This window comes from Streptomyces bauhiniae (assembly GCF_004784475.1).
In the GTDB taxonomy this organism is placed as follows: Bacteria; Actinomycetota; Actinomycetes; order Streptomycetales; family Streptomycetaceae; genus Streptomyces; species Streptomyces seoulensis.
The window spans coordinates 391,987-407,530 of the sequence record NZ_SRRT01000007.1 but is presented as its reverse complement, the minus strand read 5'-3'; the positions used below and the strand labels follow the sequence as shown (position 1 = coordinate 407,530).

General features: G+C 72.0%; 15 protein-coding genes and 1 tRNA gene. 11 read left to right on the top strand and 5 right to left on the bottom strand.

Annotated features, from left to right (window positions below; all coding sequences use genetic code 11):
* Positions 1-4: 4 nt before the first annotated feature.
* The 3 genes from cysS to E5083_RS24555 all read left to right on the top strand — a co-directional run bounded on the left by cysS (position 5) and on the right by E5083_RS24555 (position 4,265).
* Complete coding sequence (gene cysS, locus E5083_RS24565; RefSeq protein WP_135787864.1) at positions 5-1,408, top strand: cysteine--tRNA ligase; 1,404 nt, start codon at positions 5-7, stop codon at positions 1,406-1,408.
* 86 nt (positions 1,409-1,494) lie between these two features.
* A complete protein-coding gene (gene rlmB / locus E5083_RS24560; RefSeq protein WP_030804451.1) occupies positions 1,495-2,433 on the top strand; it encodes a 23S rRNA (guanosine(2251)-2'-O)-methyltransferase RlmB in 939 nt (312 codons plus the stop codon).
* A gap of 128 nt (positions 2,434-2,561) precedes the next feature.
* Positions 2,562-4,265: a DoxX family protein gene (locus E5083_RS24555; protein WP_208754139.1), complete on the top strand. Its 1,704-nt coding sequence runs from the start codon at positions 2,562-2,564 to the stop codon at positions 4,263-4,265.
* A 66-nt stretch (positions 4,266-4,331) separates the two neighbouring features.
* On the opposite strand, the gene E5083_RS24550 is transcribed toward E5083_RS24555, so the two are convergent.
* The 3 genes from E5083_RS24550 to E5083_RS24540 form a co-directional block, all read right to left on the bottom strand.
* Positions 4,332-5,063, bottom strand: coding sequence for a nucleotidyltransferase family protein (locus E5083_RS24550; protein ID WP_086694994.1), 732 nt, complete (start codon positions 5,061-5,063; stop codon positions 4,332-4,334).
* Between the two features lie 127 nt (positions 5,064-5,190).
* Complete coding sequence (locus tag E5083_RS24545; RefSeq protein ID WP_135787863.1) at positions 5,191-5,670, bottom strand: hypothetical protein; 480 nt, start codon at positions 5,668-5,670, stop codon at positions 5,191-5,193.
* A gap of 202 nt (positions 5,671-5,872) precedes the next feature.
* Entirely contained in the window at positions 5,873-7,012 is a 1,140-nt protein-coding gene (locus tag E5083_RS24540; protein ID WP_135787862.1) for an ABC transporter ATP-binding protein, read from the bottom strand.
* A gap of 200 nt (positions 7,013-7,212) precedes the next feature.
* Between E5083_RS24540 and E5083_RS24535 the strand changes: the two genes are divergently transcribed.
* Positions 7,213-7,287 (top strand) — tRNA-Thr (locus E5083_RS24535).
* Between the two features lie 72 nt (positions 7,288-7,359).
* Here the strand turns inward: E5083_RS24535 and E5083_RS24530 are convergent.
* Complete coding sequence (locus E5083_RS24530; RefSeq protein WP_135787861.1) at positions 7,360-9,000, bottom strand: FAD-dependent oxidoreductase; 1,641 nt, start codon at positions 8,998-9,000, stop codon at positions 7,360-7,362.
* A gap of 200 nt (positions 9,001-9,200) precedes the next feature.
* Here E5083_RS24530 and E5083_RS24525 point away from each other — a divergent pair, with 200 nt between their 5' ends.
* The 7 genes from E5083_RS24525 to E5083_RS24495 are packed head-to-tail and all read left to right on the top strand — an operon-like array spanning position 9,201 to position 14,430.
* Positions 9,201-10,286 carry a SchA/CurD-like domain-containing protein gene (locus tag E5083_RS24525; protein ID WP_135787860.1) on the top strand — a complete coding sequence of 362 codons (1,086 nt, stop codon included), beginning with the start codon at positions 9,201-9,203 and terminating at the stop codon, positions 10,284-10,286.
* Positions 10,287-10,344: 58 nt separating this feature from the next.
* Positions 10,345-10,806, top strand: a complete 462-nt coding sequence (locus tag E5083_RS24520; RefSeq protein ID WP_244317641.1) for a cupin domain-containing protein — start codon at positions 10,345-10,347, stop codon at positions 10,804-10,806.
* Positions 10,803-12,062, top strand: coding sequence for a beta-ketoacyl-[acyl-carrier-protein] synthase family protein (locus E5083_RS24515; RefSeq protein ID WP_130339064.1), 1,260 nt, complete (start codon positions 10,803-10,805; stop codon positions 12,060-12,062). Before E5083_RS24520 ends, E5083_RS24515 begins: the two co-directional genes overlap by 4 nt.
* Before the next feature lie 7 nt (positions 12,063-12,069).
* Entirely contained in the window at positions 12,070-13,308 is a 1,239-nt protein-coding gene (locus E5083_RS24510; RefSeq protein ID WP_135787859.1) for a ketosynthase chain-length factor, read from the top strand.
* A 24-nt stretch (positions 13,309-13,332) separates the two neighbouring features.
* Positions 13,333-13,590, top strand: a complete 258-nt coding sequence (locus E5083_RS24505) for a phosphopantetheine-binding protein (protein ID WP_135787858.1) — start codon at positions 13,333-13,335, stop codon at positions 13,588-13,590.
* Between the two features lies 1 nt (position 13,591).
* Positions 13,592-14,068, top strand: a complete 477-nt coding sequence (locus tag E5083_RS24500) for an SRPBCC family protein (RefSeq protein ID WP_135787857.1) — start codon at positions 13,592-13,594, stop codon at positions 14,066-14,068.
* A gap of 38 nt (positions 14,069-14,106) precedes the next feature.
* Positions 14,107-14,430, top strand: coding sequence for a TcmI family type II polyketide cyclase (locus E5083_RS24495; RefSeq protein ID WP_030804500.1), 324 nt, complete (start codon positions 14,107-14,109; stop codon positions 14,428-14,430).
* An 88-nt stretch (positions 14,431-14,518) separates the two neighbouring features.
* Here E5083_RS24495 and E5083_RS24490 read toward each other — a convergent pair whose 3' ends face one another.
* Positions 14,519-15,544, bottom strand: coding sequence for a methyltransferase (locus tag E5083_RS24490; protein ID WP_135787856.1), 1,026 nt, complete (start codon positions 15,542-15,544; stop codon positions 14,519-14,521).

Here is a 15,544-nt window from a genome sequence, read left to right as displayed (position 1 = left end):
TGGCGTGACCATTCGCCTGTACGACACCAGCGCCCGGCAGATCCGCGACTTCACCCCGGTCCAGCCGGGCTGTGTCTCGATCTACCTCTGTGGCGCCACCGTGCAGGCGGCACCGCACATCGGGCACATCCGCTCGGGCCTGAACTTCGACATCATGCGCCGCTGGTTCGAGTACCGCGGCTACGACGTGACGTTCATCCGCAACGTCACGGACATCGACGACAAGATCATCAACAAGGCCCACGAGCAGAAGCGCCCCTGGTGGGCCATCGGGTACGAGAACGAGCGGGCGTTCAACGACGCCTACGCCGCGCTCGGTTGCCTCCCGCCCACCTACGAGCCCCGCGCCACCGGCCACATCACCGAGATGATCGAGATGATGCAGGGCCTCATCGAGCGCGGCCACGCCTACGAGGCCGACGGCAACGTCTACTTCGACGTGCGCTCCTTCGACGGCTACCTGGAGCTGTCCCGCCAGGAGCTGGACAACCTGCTCCAGCCGTCCGGCGAGGGCGAGACCGGCAAGCGGGACCCGCGCGACTTCGCCATGTGGAAGGCGGTCAAGCCGGGCGAGCCGAGCTGGCCGACGCCCTGGGGGCCCGGCCGCCCCGGCTGGCACCTGGAGTGCTCGGCCATGGCGCACAAATACCTGGGCACCGCCTTCGACATCCACGGCGGCGGCCTGGACCTGATCTTCCCGCACCACGAGAACGAGATCGCCCAGGCCAAGGCGTTCGGCGACGACTTCGCCCGGTACTGGGTGCACAACGCCTGGGTGACCATGGCGGGCGACAAGATGTCCAAGTCGCTCGGCAACAGCGTGCTGGTCTCCGAGATGGTCAAGCAGTGGCGTCCCATCGTCCTGCGCTACTACCTCGGCACCCCGCACTACCGCTCGATGATCGAGTACAGCGAGGAGTCGCTGCGCGAGGCCGAGGTGGCGTTCGCGCGCATCGAGGGCTTCGTGCAGCGCGCGCTGGAGAAGGCCGGGGGTGAGGTCGAACCGGCCACCGAGGTGCCGCCGGCCTTCGCCGAGGCGATGGACGACGACCTGGGCGTGCCGCAGGCCCTCGCCGTGGTGCACACCACGGTCCGCCAGGGCAACAGCGCGCTGGCCGCCGACGACAAGGAGGCGGCCGTCGCCCGCCTCGCCGAGGTGCGGGCCATGCTCGGCGTCCTCGGACTCGACCCGCTGGACCCCGAGTGGGCCGGTGAGGGCGGCGAGCGCGGCGAGGACCTCCATGGCGTGGTCGACAGCCTCGTCCGGCTCGTCCTGGAGCAGCGCGAGTCCGCGCGCGGCCGCAAGGACTGGGCCACCGCCGACGCCATCCGCGACCAGCTCGGCCAGTCCGGCCTGGTCGTCGAGGACAGCCCGCAGGGCCCGCGCTGGAGCCTCGGCCCGCGCTAGCTCACGGCTTGATCGAGTGTGCCGCCCGGCGATCCGGGCGGCACACTGCATACATACGTACGAACGCTCACGGAGACGGGTAACTCATGGCGAACAACCGCCGCATGTCAGGCAAGAAGGGTGCCCAGGTCGGCAGCGGCGGCCAGCGGCGCCGTGGCCTGGAGGGCAAGGGCCCCACGCCCCCGGCCGAGATGCGCAAGGGCCACGCCAAGCAGCGCGCCGCCGCCGCCAAGGTCCGCCGCGCCCAGGGCCGCCCGCCGCAGCGCAAGGGCGCCGGCCGCTCCTCCTCCGAGCTGGTCGTCGGCCGCAACCCGGTGTACGAGGCACTGCGTGACGGCGTGCCCGCCACCATGCTCTACGTCCAGCAGTTCATCGACAACGACGAGCGCGTCCGCGAGGCCCTCCAGCTCGCCGCCGAGCGCGGCAACATCCACCTCATGGAGGCCCCGCGCCCCGAGCTGGACCGGATGACCAACGGCCTGAACCACCAGGGCCTCGTCCTCCAGGTCCCGCCGTACGAGTACGCGCACCCCGAGGACCTGCCCGCCGGCGCCTACGACAAGGGCGAGGACCCGCTGATCGTCGCCCTCGACGGCGTCACCGACCCGCGCAACCTCGGCGCCGTCGTCCGCTCCGTCTCCGCCTTCGGTGGGCACGGCGTGGTCGTCCCCGAGCGCCGCTCGGCCGGCATGAGCGCCGGTGCCTGGAAGTCGTCGGCCGGCGCTGCCGCCCGTACGCCGGTCGCCCGTGCCACCAACCTCACCCGGACCCTGGAGCAGTACAAGAAGGCCGGGATCACCGTGGTCGGCCTGGCCGCCGACGGTGAGGCCGAGGTGGGCGACCTGGCGGCGCTGTCCGGCCCGGTCGTCATCGTGGTCGGCAGCGAGGGCAAGGGCCTGTCCCGCCTGGTCGGCGAGACCTGCGACCACCGGGTCCGCATCCCCATGCCGGGTGGCGCGGAGTCCCTCAACGCCGGTGTCGCCGCCGGTGTGGTGCTGTACGAGGCGTCCCGCCGCCGCTCCTGAACGGCCGTTCGGCAATTCCCCCGGATGCGGTAATTCCGGGGGATGACCGGCGTACACGACGACTTTGACGCGGCCCGGACACATCGGGCCGGTCAAGGCAGTGTCCTAACTCGGCGTCACTCGGTTAGATGAGTGTGGACACCAGAACACCCCGCACTCCCACGGGGGACCGCTCGTCGGGCTTCGACGACGCTCCCGCGCTGAGCATGGTGAAGGTGCCGAGCGATCCGGCGCAGGTCATCGTCAATCACGCCAGCTTCCGCGTGCAGTTGGGGACGGCGGGCAGGCGCACCCAGTCCCCGAGAATCGCCCGGCATCTGAGCGCCGAGGACCCCGCGCGCATGTCCGCCGGGGGTCCGGGGGGCGGGGCCGCGGGCCGGCGCCGTCCGCTCGTCTGGACCGGCCGGTCCGCGCCCGACGACACCGGCACCCACCGCCTGCTCCAGGCCGTGCGGGGCAGCAGCGTGCGCCACCCCGACGAACCGGCCGGTGCCACCCAGGTCATCCCGCGCCTCGGCCCGGACCATACCGGCTACGCGGACGCCTACGACCGGCTCGACCCGACCGTCGAGACCCCCGTCCTCGGCCACCAGCGCACCGGCCCCGACGGCGGCACCCGGCTGCTGCCCCACATGCGCCCGGTCGGCAGCGCCTACGACGAGCCGCCCTACGACGAGCCCCCGTACGACGAATCGCCCTACGCGAGCGACGAGTTCGACCCCGACGAGCCTTCCGTCCGGCCCGCCGGCTCGCGGGCCGCGCGGCGCGGTGACGACCCGGCGCGGCACGCGTACTACCCCGGTCGCCGGATGAATCTCGGCGTGGTCCTGCTCCCGCTGCGCGTCTTCCTCGGCTTCATCTCGATCTACGCCGGCATGGGCAAGCTGTGCGACCCCGTCTACTTCGACGGCGGCGAGCGCGGCTCGATGGTCAAGTGGCTCAACACCCTGCACCCGTGGGACGTGGCCGAGCCGCTGCGCCAGTTCGCGCTGCACCATCCGGTGGGCTCCGGGCTGGTCATCGCCTTCCTCCAGGTCGTGGTCGGCGTGCTGACCATCCTGGGCTGCTGGCAGCGGGTCGCCGCGGTGATGGGCGGGCTGCTCTCGGCCGCGCTCATCGTGACCGTGAGCTGGAAGACGGTCCCGGCGTACGACGCGCCCGACATCATCTACCTGGCCGCCTGGTCCCCGCTGGTCATCGCGGGTGCCCCGGTGTACTCCGTGGACGGCAGGCTCGCGGGCAGCGCCTGGCGCACGCTGGGCCCGCGCGCCGCCCTCTGGGACCTGCGCCGGTACGTGCTGCGCCGGGGCGCGCTGATCACGGCCGTGACGGTCGGGCTGACCCTGCTGGTCGGTTCGCTGCTCGGCGGTGCGGTGCGGGATGCCGGCCGGGTGGTCGTGCCCGGTCCGGGTGAGGCGCCGCGCAACAACCAGCCCGGTTCGCCGCTGCCCTCGGAGCCCGGCGCTCCGCGCAGGCAGGCCAGCCCGTCGGCGTCCAGCTCGCCGACTGGCGGTGCCTCGGCGGGCGCGAGCCCGTCCGGCGCGGCCGGCACGCCGGGCGCGGGCCGTACGGCTGGTACGGCTCCTGCCGCGCCCAGCCAGACCCAGGGCACCACAGGGCAGGCGCCGCCCCAGCGGACCACTCCGACCACCGGTGGCGGTGGGGGTGCCCCCAGCACCACGGCGGGGCCGAGCAGCGCGGGCGGTACCGCTACCGGTGGCACCGGCTCGGGCACCGCGGGCGGGGGCGGCACGGATTCGGGCGGCGGGAGCGACGCGGGTGGGTCCTCCACCGGTCAGCCGGGCCTGGTGGGCGGTCTGTTCGGCAACTGACGCCCTGGGCACGCGGAAGGGCCCCGTACCTCGTGGTGAGGTACGAGGCCCTTCGGCGTGTGTTCGTCAGGCGCGGCCGGCGTCCAGTTCCTTGGCGGCCTCGGTGAGGTCCTTGACGGTGTCGATGGCCCGCCAGTAGGAGCCCTGGGGGAGCGGGAACCCGGCGAGCTTGCGCTCACGGGCCAGGCGGGGGAACGTGGCGCGCTCGTGGTCGCCCCGGTCGGGCAGCAGGTCGCGGAACTCGGGGGAGAACACGTACACACCGGCGTTGATCTCGACGGTGGACGGCGGGGCCTCGATGAAGTCCGTGATGTGTCCGAAGCCGTCCGTGCGCACGGCGCCCCAGGGGATGCGCGGCCGGGCCAGCGCGAGGGTGGCGACCGCGTCCCGCTCGGTGTGGAAGTCGGCCATGTCCCGCAGGGAGAAGCGGGTCCAGATGTCGCCGTTGGTGGCGTACCAGGGCCGGTCGGGGCGGGGGAGGTGCGCGGCGGCGTACTTCAGGCCGCCGCCCCGGCCGAGCGGCTCGGTCTCCACGACGGTGGTCACGGACAGCGGCAGCTCGGCCGTGGCCAGCCACTTCTGGAGCACCTCGGCGAGATGGCCGCAGGAGACCACCACGTCCGTGACGCCCTCTTCGGCCAGCCAGTTGAGCTGGTGGCCGATGATCGGGGTGCCCGTGCCGGGAATCTCGACCATCGGCTTGGGCCGGTCGTCCGTGTAGGGGCGCAGCCGGGACCCCTGCCCCCCGGCCAGGACAACGGCTTGGGTGGGGCGCGCAGCGACGTTCGGATGGGTCATGCCCCGAACTGTACGTGGCGCCCCGGGGGAGGCCAGGGGGCACGACAGGGCTACCTGTGGGTGCCGACAGGCTATGTGCCCATCAGCTATGTGCGGACCAGCTATGTGGGGGTCAGCTATGTGGGGGTCAGCTATGTGCCGCCAGTACACCCGTCGCGAAGGATGTGTCGCACACCGGGCGGGCGTAGGACTGGGCTCGGGAGGCGCCGTAGAGGCGGACTGCGGCTCGGCCCAGGGTGCGGGCGATGGAGGTGCAGTGTTCGGCGAGGGCGGGGTGGCCGTTGACCGCCTGCTGGAGGTGGGTGAGGACCACGCCGGGGTTCTTGTGCTGAAGCTCGGTCAGCAGCCGGTCGCGCAGGACGTCCTGGGGCGCCGCCTTCTTGGCGGTGACCGTACGGGCGGTGCCGGCCTTCGCGGGGGCCTGGGCGACGTCCGAGGCGGTGAGCACGGAGCCTTCGGAGTCCCCGGTCCAGTTGACCCGCGTGACCGCGAGGGTTCCGGAGAGCACCAGGACGACGGGCAGGACGAGGGCGAGAGTGCGGCCGATCCGGCGGGCAGGGCCGCCCCGGTGGCCGCGTCGCGTCTGAGGGGTGGTGGAGTGCGTCACGCGAGTGAGGGTAGCGCTCGGTACTGATTTGGCGACATTTAGTCACCCTTACGGGGGATGGAGTCGCGCTGCTTTCTGGGTAGGGGGTTGACGCCGGGCGCCCGAATTGGTCCCTGTGCCGGGATATCCACCCAACCGTGCCGGGGTACGCGGAAGGGGGCCCCGCAGGACCCCCTCCCTGTGAACTGCCTGTGTGCGCCGGTCAGTCGGAGAGACGCTCACCCGTGGAGGTCGAGAACACGTGGATCTCACCCGGCCGCGGCACGACGTGCAGCGTGGAGCCCTTCTCCGGCACCTGACGCCCGTTCACCCGGACGACGAGGTCCCGCACGTCACCGTCGACCTCGACGGCGCCGTACACGTACCCGTCCGCGCCCAGCTCCTCGACGACGTTCACCGAGACGGCGAGGCCGGCCGGGGCGTCGGCGCTGTCCTTGGTGAGCGTGGTGGCCGCCGCGCCGCCGCCCAGCTCGACCACGTCGAAGTGCTCGGGGCGGACGCCGACCGTCACGGTGGTGTCGCCCTTGTCGGCGGCGGCCGAGAGCGCGTCCCGGCTCACCGGCACCACGCTGTTGCCGAACTTCACACCGCCGTCGGTGATCGGCACCTCGACCAGGTTCATCGCGGGCGAGCCGATGAAGCCGGCCACGAAGAGGTTGGCGGGGCGGTCGTACATGTTGCGCGGGGTGTCGACCTGCTGGAGCAGACCGTCCTTGAGCACGGCCACCCGGTCGCCCATCGTCATGGCCTCGACCTGGTCGTGGGTGACGTAGACGGTGGTGATGCCCAGGCGCCGCTGGAGGGAGGCGATCTGGGTACGGGTGGAGACGCGGAGCTTGGCGTCCAGGTTGGACAGCGGCTCGTCCATGAGGAAGACCTGCGGCTCGCGGACGATCGCGCGGCCCATGGCGACACGCTGGCGCTGACCGCCGGAGAGCGCCTTGGGCTTGCGGTCCAGGTACTCGGTGAGGTCGAGGATCTTGGCGGCCTCCTCGACCTTCGCCCGGATCTCCGCCTTGTTGACGCCCGCGATCTTCAGGGCGAAGCCCATGTTGTCGGCGACCGTCATGTGCGGGTAGAGGGCGTAGTTCTGGAACACCATGGCGATGTCCCGGTCCTTGGGCGGCAGGTGGGTGACGTCGCGGTCACCGATGCGGATGGCGCCGCCGTTGACGTCCTCGAGCCCCGCGAGCATGCGGAGCGAGGTGGACTTGCCGCAGCCGGACGGGCCGACGAGGACGAGGAACTCGCCGTCCTCGATCGCGATCTCCAGCGCGTCGACGGCGGGCTTGGTCGAGCCCGGATAGATCCGGGTCGCCTTGTCGAACGTGACAGTGGCCATGGTGAGGGGCCCCCTTCTACCGGCAGGAACGTGCCGGACGATCCGTTGTAGGAAGGTGGTTCGTTGGTTCACCCAGGTGAACTGGCAGGACGGTACCCGCCCCCCACCTGCCCTGTCAGTACCTGGGCACCCCCGAATTTCCCCCACCGCCCCACACCCCCGCATGGGTACACTGCACACACACGGGCCCACCGGCCCCCGCCTCCTTAGCTCAGTCCGGCCAGAGCAACGCACTTGTAATGCGTAGGTCGTCGGTTCGAATCCGACAGGGGGCTCCGAAAAGGCCCAGGTCAGATGCGCTCTGACCTGGGCCTTCGGGTTACTCGACGGCAGCGTTCGCCAGTGGATCAGGCTGGCGTCAGCAGCGACCTCAGTGCCTCCCGCAGCACCGTGTCCGGGTCCGCCGCCGCGTTGGTGGCGCGCCAGGCGACGAAGCCGTCGGGGCGGATGAGGACCGCGCCGTCGGCGGTGGTGCCGTGGGCCTTTGCCCAGTCGGCGTCCTCGGTGTCGTAGGTGAGGTCGGCGTCCGGGCCGGGGCCGATGCGGTAGGCGTCGAGGGCGATGCCGTCCTCGGCCGCGACGCGGCGGGCCGCCGCGTACCAGCCCGCGTCGTCGGGGGCGTCGGTGAGGAGGACCATCGAGCGCTCGTAGAGGTCGAGCGTGGACAGGCGCAGGCCGCCCCGGCGGAGCCAGAGGTGGGGGGCGCGGCTGCCGGGGCGGCCGTCGAGGGCGAGGGCGTCCGGGACGACCTCGGCGTAGGGGTCGGCGCCGAGGACCGCGCCGGCCGGGTAGCGGTAGCCGAGGACCACGTTGAGGATGCCGCCGCGCTTGGCGCCGCCCACCCCGGGGGCCGGGGCGAAGCCGGGGTGGCTGTGCTCGACGGAACGGGCGGAGGCGCGGGCGCTGGTGGCGGCCGCGACCGGGCGGCGCTCGGCACCGTACGACTCCAGCAGGCCGGGGCCGGCCCAGCCGGAGAGGACGGCGGACAGCTTCCAGGCCAGGTTGTGGGCGTCCTGGATACCGGTGTTGGAGCCGAACGCGCCGGTCGGGGACATCTCGTGGGCGGAGTCGCCGGCGAGGAAGACCCGGCCGGAGGAGTAGAGGTCGGCGACGCGTTCGGCGGCACGCCAGGAGGCCATACCGGTGATCTTCACGTCGAGTTCGTCCACCCCGACCGCCCGGCGGATGTGGTCGCGCAGCCGCTCCTCGGTGAAGTCGTCCAGGGTCTCGCCGCGCTCGGGGTGCCAGGGCGCGTGGAAGACCCAGTTCTCCTTGTTGTCCACGGGCAGCAGCGCGCCGTCCGCGTCCGGGTGGGTGAGGTAGCAGCAGATGAAGCGCCGGTCGCCGACCACGTCGGCCAGCGCGCGGGACCGGAAGGTGACGCTGACGTTGGCGAACAGGTCGCCGGGCCCGCTCTGTCCGATGCCGAGGGCACGCCGTACGGGACTGCGCGGGCCGTCGGCGGCGACGAGGTAGTCCGCGCGGACGGTGAACCGTTCCTCGGTGTTCCGGTCGAAGACCGTCGCCGTCACTCCGTCCGCACCCTGCTCGAAGGACTCCATCTGGTGGAAGTACCGCAGGTCGCCGCCGAGTTCGCGCGCGCTGTCCAGCAGGACCGGTTCGAGGTCGTTCTGGCTGCACAGGCACCAGGCGGTGGGGCTGAACCTCGCCAGACCGCCGCCCGGGTCGATGTTCTTGAACAGCCACTCCCCGGCGTCACCCACAAGGGTGGGCGTCTGGAGGATGCCGTGGTTGTCGGCGAGGAGTGAGGCGGCCGCCTTGATGTCCGGCTCGACCCCGGCGACCCGGAACAGCTCCATCGTGCGGACGTTGTTGCCGCGTCCGCGCGGGTGGATCGAGGTCCCGGAGTGCCGTTCGACGAGCATGTGCCGCACACCGAGACGGCCCAGGAACACGGACATGGACAGGCCCACCAGTGAGCCGCCCACGATGAGGACGGGGACCCGGTGGTCGGCTTTCTGATGCATCGAAGCCTCCAGTGGCTGGGGGTGGGCGCGTGGGGCGCCTCGGACTCTTCCTTCCCGGTGGCGGCGGCTCCGCGTGCCCAATCACCCACGTGGTTCACAGGAGTCGCGGGCTTGTGGGGACCGGCACAGGATCAAGGAACGCTGCCGGGCCCGATGAGAGGCCGGCACCGGTTCTGCCCCGCGAAGGAGATGTGTGCAGGATGACCACCACGTCTGAACGTCCCTCAGAAACGCCGGCACGCGAGGTGTCCAGGCGTGTATCCCAGTCCGTGTTCGACGGTTCCCCGCTGCGGGTCGTCCTCCTGGTCGACGTGTACGACGGCGCGCAGCAGCAGTTCCTGGAGGCGTACGAGCAGCTCTGCTCCCAGGTCACCCAGGTGCCCGGACACGTCAGCGACCAGCTCTGCCAGTCCATCGAGAACCCCTCGCAGTGGCTCATCACCAGCGAGTGGGAGAGCGCCCCGCCGTTCCTCACCTGGGTGAACAGCGAGGAGCACGTGCACATGGTGGAGCCGCTGCACTCCTGCGTGCGCGACACCCGTTCGCTGCGCTTCCACATCGTCCGCGAGACGGGCGGCCCGGCGGTCCCCGCCGAGCCGGCCGCCGGCCGCCGCCTCCAGGCGCACCCGCGCATCGGTGACGGAGTCATCCGGCACGCGCTCACCTTCACCGTGAAGCCCGGCACCGAGGAGAAGGTCGCGGCGATCCTCGCGGACTACGCCTCGCCGAAGGCGCGGGTGGACGACACCACGCAGCTCATGCGGACCTCGCTGTTCATGCAGGGCAACCGGGTGGTGCGGGCCATCGAGGTGCGCGGCGATCTGCTGGCCGCGCTGCGGCACGTGGCCCGGCAGCCCGAGGTGCGGGCGGTCGAGGAGGCCATCAACCCCTACCTGGAGCAGGACCGGGACCTGGACGACCAGGAGTCGGCCCGGATGTTCTTCACCCGTGCGGCGCTCCCCGCGGTGCACCACGTGGTCGCCGACGAGCAGGCGGAGGGCAACCGCCTCGCGCTGTTCTACCCGGCCCGCGCCGGCCAGGGCATGCGACTGGCCGAGCTGCTCTCCCAGCACGACCAGACAGCGGCCGACGACCCGGCGAGCGCGGTGCTGCGCAGCACGGTCTTCCAGCGCGACGACGTGGTGGTGCGCCTGGTGGACGTACGCGGCAACAGCGTGGACGCGCTGCCCGCCGACGCGGCCGCGGCCGCCGAGCTGCGCACGCTGCTCGCCGGCGACGCCGCCCGGATGGACCTCGTCACCGACCGCCGCGCCTCGGACGCCTGATCCGGTGGCCGCCTCTCACCCCGCACCCGCCGACGCGGCACATCCCACGGAGGAAGCTGTGATCCAACACCGTCCCAAGATCATCGACCTGAAGGACACCGAGCACAACACCCGGCGCGGCGGCGACCTGCGCGCCATGCTGACCCCGGCGACGGTCGGCTCCACCAGCGGCTTCATGGGCGTGGCCATCGTGCAGCCCGGCGACCGCATCGGGGAGCACTACCACCCGTACTCCGAGGAGTTCGTGTACGTGATCTGCGGCCGGCTGGAGGTGGACCTCGACGGAGAGGCGCACCCCCTCAAGCCGGAGCAGGGGCTGATGATCCCCGCCCACATGCGGCACCGCTTCCGCAATGTGGGTGACGAGGAGGCGCGTCTCGTCTTCCACCTGGGTCCGCTGGCCCCGCGTCCGCAGCTCGGTCACGTGGACACCGAGGAGACGGACATGATCGGGGCCGCCGCGGTGGTGACCGAGGCCGGTGGTGCCGTTGCCGCCGGCCGGGACCAGGTGCGCTCATGACCCGGCGGGTGGCGGTCACGGGCATAGGCATCGTGGCTCCGGGCGGGATCGGTACGCCCGCGTTCTGGGACCTGCTGTCCAACGGCCGGACCGCGACGCGTGGCATCACCTTCTTCGACCCCTCGGGGCTGCGGTCACGGATCGCCGCCGAGTGCGACTTCGACCCGGCGGCCTACGGGCTCGACGCCGAGCAGGTGCAGCGGGCGGACCGGTACATCCAGTTCGCGCTGGTGGCCGGCGACGAGGCGGTGCACGACTCGGGACTCGACCTCGCGGCCGAGGACCCCTGGCGGATCGCGGTGTCGGTGGGCACCGCGGTCGGCGGCACCACCCGGCTGGAGAACGACTATGTGCTGGTCAGCCATGGCGGCCAGCGCTGGGATGTGGACCACACCCAGGCCCGGCCCGAACTGCACCGGGCGTTCTCGCCCAGCACGGTCGCCTCGTCGGTGGCCGAGCGGTTCGGCGCGCGGGGCCCGGTGCAGACGGTGTCCACGGGCTGCACCTCGGGCCTGGACGCCGTCGGGTACGCCTTCCACACCGTGCAGGAGGGCCGGGCGGACATATGCCTGGCCGGTGCCTCCGACTCGCCGATATCCCCGATCACGATGGCGTGCTTCGACGCGATCAAGGCGACGTCCCCGAACAACGACGACCCGGCGCACGCCTCCCGCCCCTTCGACAACAACCGTGACGGGTTCGTCATGGGCGAGGGCGGCGCGGTGCTGGTGCTCGAGGAGCTGGAGCACGCCCGGGCCCGCGGTGCGCACGTGTACTGCGAGCTGAGCGGGTACGCCACGTTCGGCAACGCGTACCACATGACCGGTCTGACCCCCGAGGGCCTGGAGATGGCCCGCGCGATCGAGACCGCCATGGACCAGGCCCGGATCGACCCGACCGCGATCGACTACGTCAACGCGCACGGTTCCGGCACCCGGCAGAACGACCGCCACGAGACGGCCGCGGTGAAGCGGGCGCTCGGGCAGCACGCCTACGACACCCCGATGAGCTCCATCAAGTCGATGGTGGGGCACTCCCTCGGGGCGATCGGGGCCATCGAGGTGGTGGCGTGTGTGCTGGCGCTCGCCAAGCAGGCCGTCCCGCCGACCGCGAACTACGAGACCCCCGACCCCGAGTGCGACCTGGACTACGTCCCGCGCGAGGCACGGGAGCGGAAGCTGAACGGCGTGCTCTCCGTGGGCAGCGGGTTCGGCGGTTTCCAGTCCGCGGTGATCCTGACCCGGCCGAGGGAGTGAGGACACGATGAGCGCAACCGAGGAACGGCGCGCGGCCGTCACCGGTATCGGGGTGGTCGCGCCGAACGGCATCAGCACCGAGACCTTCTGGAAGTCCACCCAGGAGGGCATCAGCGTCCTGGACCGGGTGACCCGCGAGGGCTGCCAGGACCTGCCGCTGAAGGTGGCGGGCGAGGTCCGCGCGTTCGACCCGGCCGTGGTCGAGGAACGCTTCCTGGTGCAGACCGACCGCTTCACGCACTTCGCCATGGCAGCGGCCGACCTCGCTCTGGAGGACGCCCGGCTCGGCCAGGCGGACACCGCGGCGGACCCCTTCTCCATCGGGGTGGTCACCGCCTCCGGCTCCGGCGGCGGCGAGTTCGGCCAGCGCGAGCTCCAGCAACTGTGGGGCAAGGGCAGCCGGTTCGTCGGCCCGTACCAGTCCATCGCCTGGTTCTACGCGGCCAGCACCGGCCAGATCTCCATCCGGCGCGGCCTCAAGGGGCCCTGCTCGGTCGTCGCCTCCGACGAGGCGGGCGGTCTGGACGCCCTCGCGCACGCCGCCCGCGCGGTCCGCCGGGGCACCGATGTGATGGTGGCCGGCTCCACCGAGGCGCCGCTCGCGCCGTACTCGGTGGTCTGCCAGCTCGGGTACGGGGAGCTGAGCGGGGAGAGCGACCCGGCGCGCGCGTACCGCCCCTTCACCGACGCGGCGTGCGGATTCGTGCCCGCCGAGGGCGGGGCGATGCTCGTCGTCGAGGCGGAGCGGTCCGCGCGGGAGCGCGGGGCCGAGGTCCGGGGTTACGTCGCGGGACACGCGGCGACGTTCACCGGGGCCTCCCGCTGGGCGGAGTCGCGCGAGGGGCTGGCGCAGGCCATCCGGAACGCGCTGGCGGAAGCCGGCTGCGCGCCGGAGGAGGTCGACATGGTCTTCGCCGACGCCCTCGGGGTGCCGGAGGCGGACCGTGCCGAGGCGCTGGCGCTGGTGGACGCGCTCGGCGCGCACGGGCGCCGGGTGCCGGTGACGGCACCGAAGACCGGTATCGGCCGCGGCTACTGCGCGGCACCGGTGCTGGACGTGTCGGCGGCGGTGCTGGCGATGGAGCACGGCCTGATCCCGCCGACGCCGAACGTGGTGGACGTCTGCCACGACCTGGATCTCGTGACCGGGAGCGCCCGCGTGGCCGAGCCGCGCACGGCGCTGGTCCTCAGCCGGGGCCTCATGGGGTCGAACTCGGCGCTGGTGCTGCGGCACGGCGCCAAGTAGGCGAACAGCAAAGGAGAGAACGGCATGAACGCGCAGATCACCGAAGAAGAACTGGCCGCCCTCATGAAGAAGGCGGCGGGCATCACCGTCGCCCCGGAACTGCTGCGGGAGCAGCCCGGCACCCCCTTCGAGTCGCTGGGGCTCGACTCGCTCGGCCTGCTGGGCATCGTGGGCGAGCTGGAGAACCGGCACGGCACCCCGATGCCCCCGGACGCCGAGCGCTGCAAGACGCCGCAGGCGTTCCTCGACCTCGTCAACAGCGCACTGATGGCAGGAGCCTGACATGGCCGGACACACCCGGAACGAGATCACCATCGCCGCTCCGCTCGACCTGGTCTGGGACATGACCAACGACCTGGAGAACTGGCCGGAGCTGTTCAGCGAGTACGCGTCCGTCGAGGTCCTCAAGCGGGAGGGCCGTAAGACGACGTTCCGGCTCACCATGCACCCGGACGACAACGGCACCGTGTGGAGCTGGGTCTCCGAGCGCGAGCCGGACCGCGAGAACCGCACCGTCCGCGCCCGCCGCGTGGAGACGGGCCCCTTCGCCCACATGGACATCCACTGGGCGTACGAGGAGGTGCCCGCCGGCACCCGCATGGTGTGGACCCAGGACTTCGCCATGAAGCCCGAGGCGCCGGTCGACGACGAGTGGATGACCGACAACATCAACCGCAACTCCAAGGTCCAGATGGCGCTCATCCGGGACAAGATCCAGCAGGCCGCCGGGGACCGCCCCGCCCCGGCCCTGGCCGACTGACCGGCGAGCGGCCGAACAGGCCAGAGAGGAAACCTCCCATGCACCAGGGACTGATCGTGGCCCGGATGGCACCGGGCTCGGCCCAGGACATCGCCAAGATCTTCGCGGAGTCGGACCGGGGCGAGCTGCCGCACCTCGTCGGGGTGCGCCGCCGCAGCCTGTTCCAGTTCGGCGATGTGTACATGCACCTCGTCGAGTCGGACAGCGACCCGGCCCCGGCCATCGCCAAGGTGGCCGGCCACCCTGAGTTCCGCGGGATCAGCGAGCGCCTGTCGGCGTACGTCAGCGCGTACGACCCGGAGACCTGGCGCTCCCCGAAGGACGCGATGGCGGAGCGCTTCTACGTCTGGGAGCGCGACTAGCCGTCCGGCTCCCCTTCATGAAGACCACCGGCCGCCGGGCCCGCAGCGTCGCGGGCCCGGCGGCCGGTCGTTGCCGTACGGGGCCGCGTCAGCCGGCGACGTGGCACTCGAAGGCGTGCAGGTACGGGTTGACCGGACGGATGTCGTCCACGACCAGGCCCGCCGAGGTGAGCCGGCCGACCATGGACTCGGTGGTGTGCTTGGCGCCGCCCACGTTCAGCAGGAGCAGCAGGTCCATCGCGGTGCTGAAGCGCATCGAGGGGGTGTCGTCGACGAGGTTCTCGATGACGATGACGCGGGTGCCGGGGCCGCCCGCGGCGGTGACGTTGCCGAGCAGCCGGGCGGTGCTCTCGTCGTCCCACTCCAGGATGTTCTTGATGACGTAGACGTCGGCCTTCACCGGGACCGAGGCGCGCACGTCGCCGGGCACGATCTCGGCGCGGTCGGCGAGGTCGCCGGTACGCAGGCGGGGCAGGGCGTTCTCGACCACGCGGGGCAGGTCCAGCAGGCTGCCGCGCATGGTCGGGTACTTGTCTAGCAGGCAGGCCACCACATGGCCCTGGCCGCCGCCGCAGTCCGCCACCGAGTCGGCGCCGGACAGGTCGAGCAGGGCGGCGACCTCGCGGGCCGACTGCTCGCTGGAGCGGGTCATGGCCTGGTTGAAGACGTCCGCGGACTCGGGGGCGTCCTCGTTGAGGTAGGTGAAGAACTCCTTGCCGTAGAGGGACTCCACGACGTTGTCCCCGGTGCGCACGGCCTCGTCCAGCTTGGGCCAGGCGTCCCAGGTCCACGGCTCGGTGCACCACAGGGCGATGGCGCGCAGGCTGTTCGGGTCGTCCTCGCGCAGCAGGCGGGACATGTCGGTGTGCGCGAAGGTGCCGTCCGGGTGCTCGGCGAAGACGCCGTAGCAGGACAGGGCGCGCAGCAGCCGGCGCAGCGGCTTGGGCTCGGTCTTCACCGAGGCCGCGAGGTCCTCCACGGGCTTCGGGTCGTCCCCGAGGGCGTCGGCGACGCCGAGCCGGGCGGCGGCCCGGACGGCGGCGGCGCAGGCCGCCCCGAACACCAGCTCGCGCAGGCGCATCGGGGGCGGTGGGGCTGTCTCAGCGGTCGTCAT

What these genes read in the sequence shown, in the direction of transcription:
- rlmB (WP_030804451.1), top strand. Translation starts at nt 1,495, where the DNA reads ATGGCGAACAACCGCCGCATGTCAGGCAAGAAGGGTGCCCAGGTCGGC.
- E5083_RS24555 (WP_208754139.1), top strand. Translation starts at nt 2,562, where the DNA reads ATGAGTGTGGACACCAGAACACCCCGCACTCCCACGGGGGACCGCTCG.
- E5083_RS24550 (WP_086694994.1), bottom strand. Translation starts at nt 5,063, where the DNA reads ATGACCCATCCGAACGTCGCTGCGCGCCCCACCCAAGCCGTTGTCCTG.
- E5083_RS24540 (WP_135787862.1), bottom strand. Translation starts at nt 7,012, where the DNA reads ATGGCCACTGTCACGTTCGACAAGGCGACCCGGATCTATCCGGGCTCG.
- E5083_RS24530 (WP_135787861.1), bottom strand. Translation starts at nt 9,000, where the DNA reads ATGCATCAGAAAGCCGACCACCGGGTCCCCGTCCTCATCGTGGGCGGC.
- E5083_RS24525 (WP_135787860.1), top strand. Translation starts at nt 9,201, where the DNA reads ATGACCACCACGTCTGAACGTCCCTCAGAAACGCCGGCACGCGAGGTG.
- E5083_RS24515 (WP_130339064.1), top strand. Translation starts at nt 10,803, where the DNA reads ATGACCCGGCGGGTGGCGGTCACGGGCATAGGCATCGTGGCTCCGGGC.
- E5083_RS24510 (WP_135787859.1), top strand. Translation starts at nt 12,070, where the DNA reads ATGAGCGCAACCGAGGAACGGCGCGCGGCCGTCACCGGTATCGGGGTG.
- E5083_RS24505 (WP_135787858.1), top strand. Translation starts at nt 13,333, where the DNA reads ATGAACGCGCAGATCACCGAAGAAGAACTGGCCGCCCTCATGAAGAAG.
- E5083_RS24500 (WP_135787857.1), top strand. Translation starts at nt 13,592, where the DNA reads ATGGCCGGACACACCCGGAACGAGATCACCATCGCCGCTCCGCTCGAC.
- E5083_RS24495 (WP_030804500.1), top strand. Translation starts at nt 14,107, where the DNA reads ATGCACCAGGGACTGATCGTGGCCCGGATGGCACCGGGCTCGGCCCAG.
- E5083_RS24490 (WP_135787856.1), bottom strand. Translation starts at nt 15,544, where the DNA reads ATGACGACCGCTGAGACAGCCCCACCGCCCCCGATGCGCCTGCGCGAG.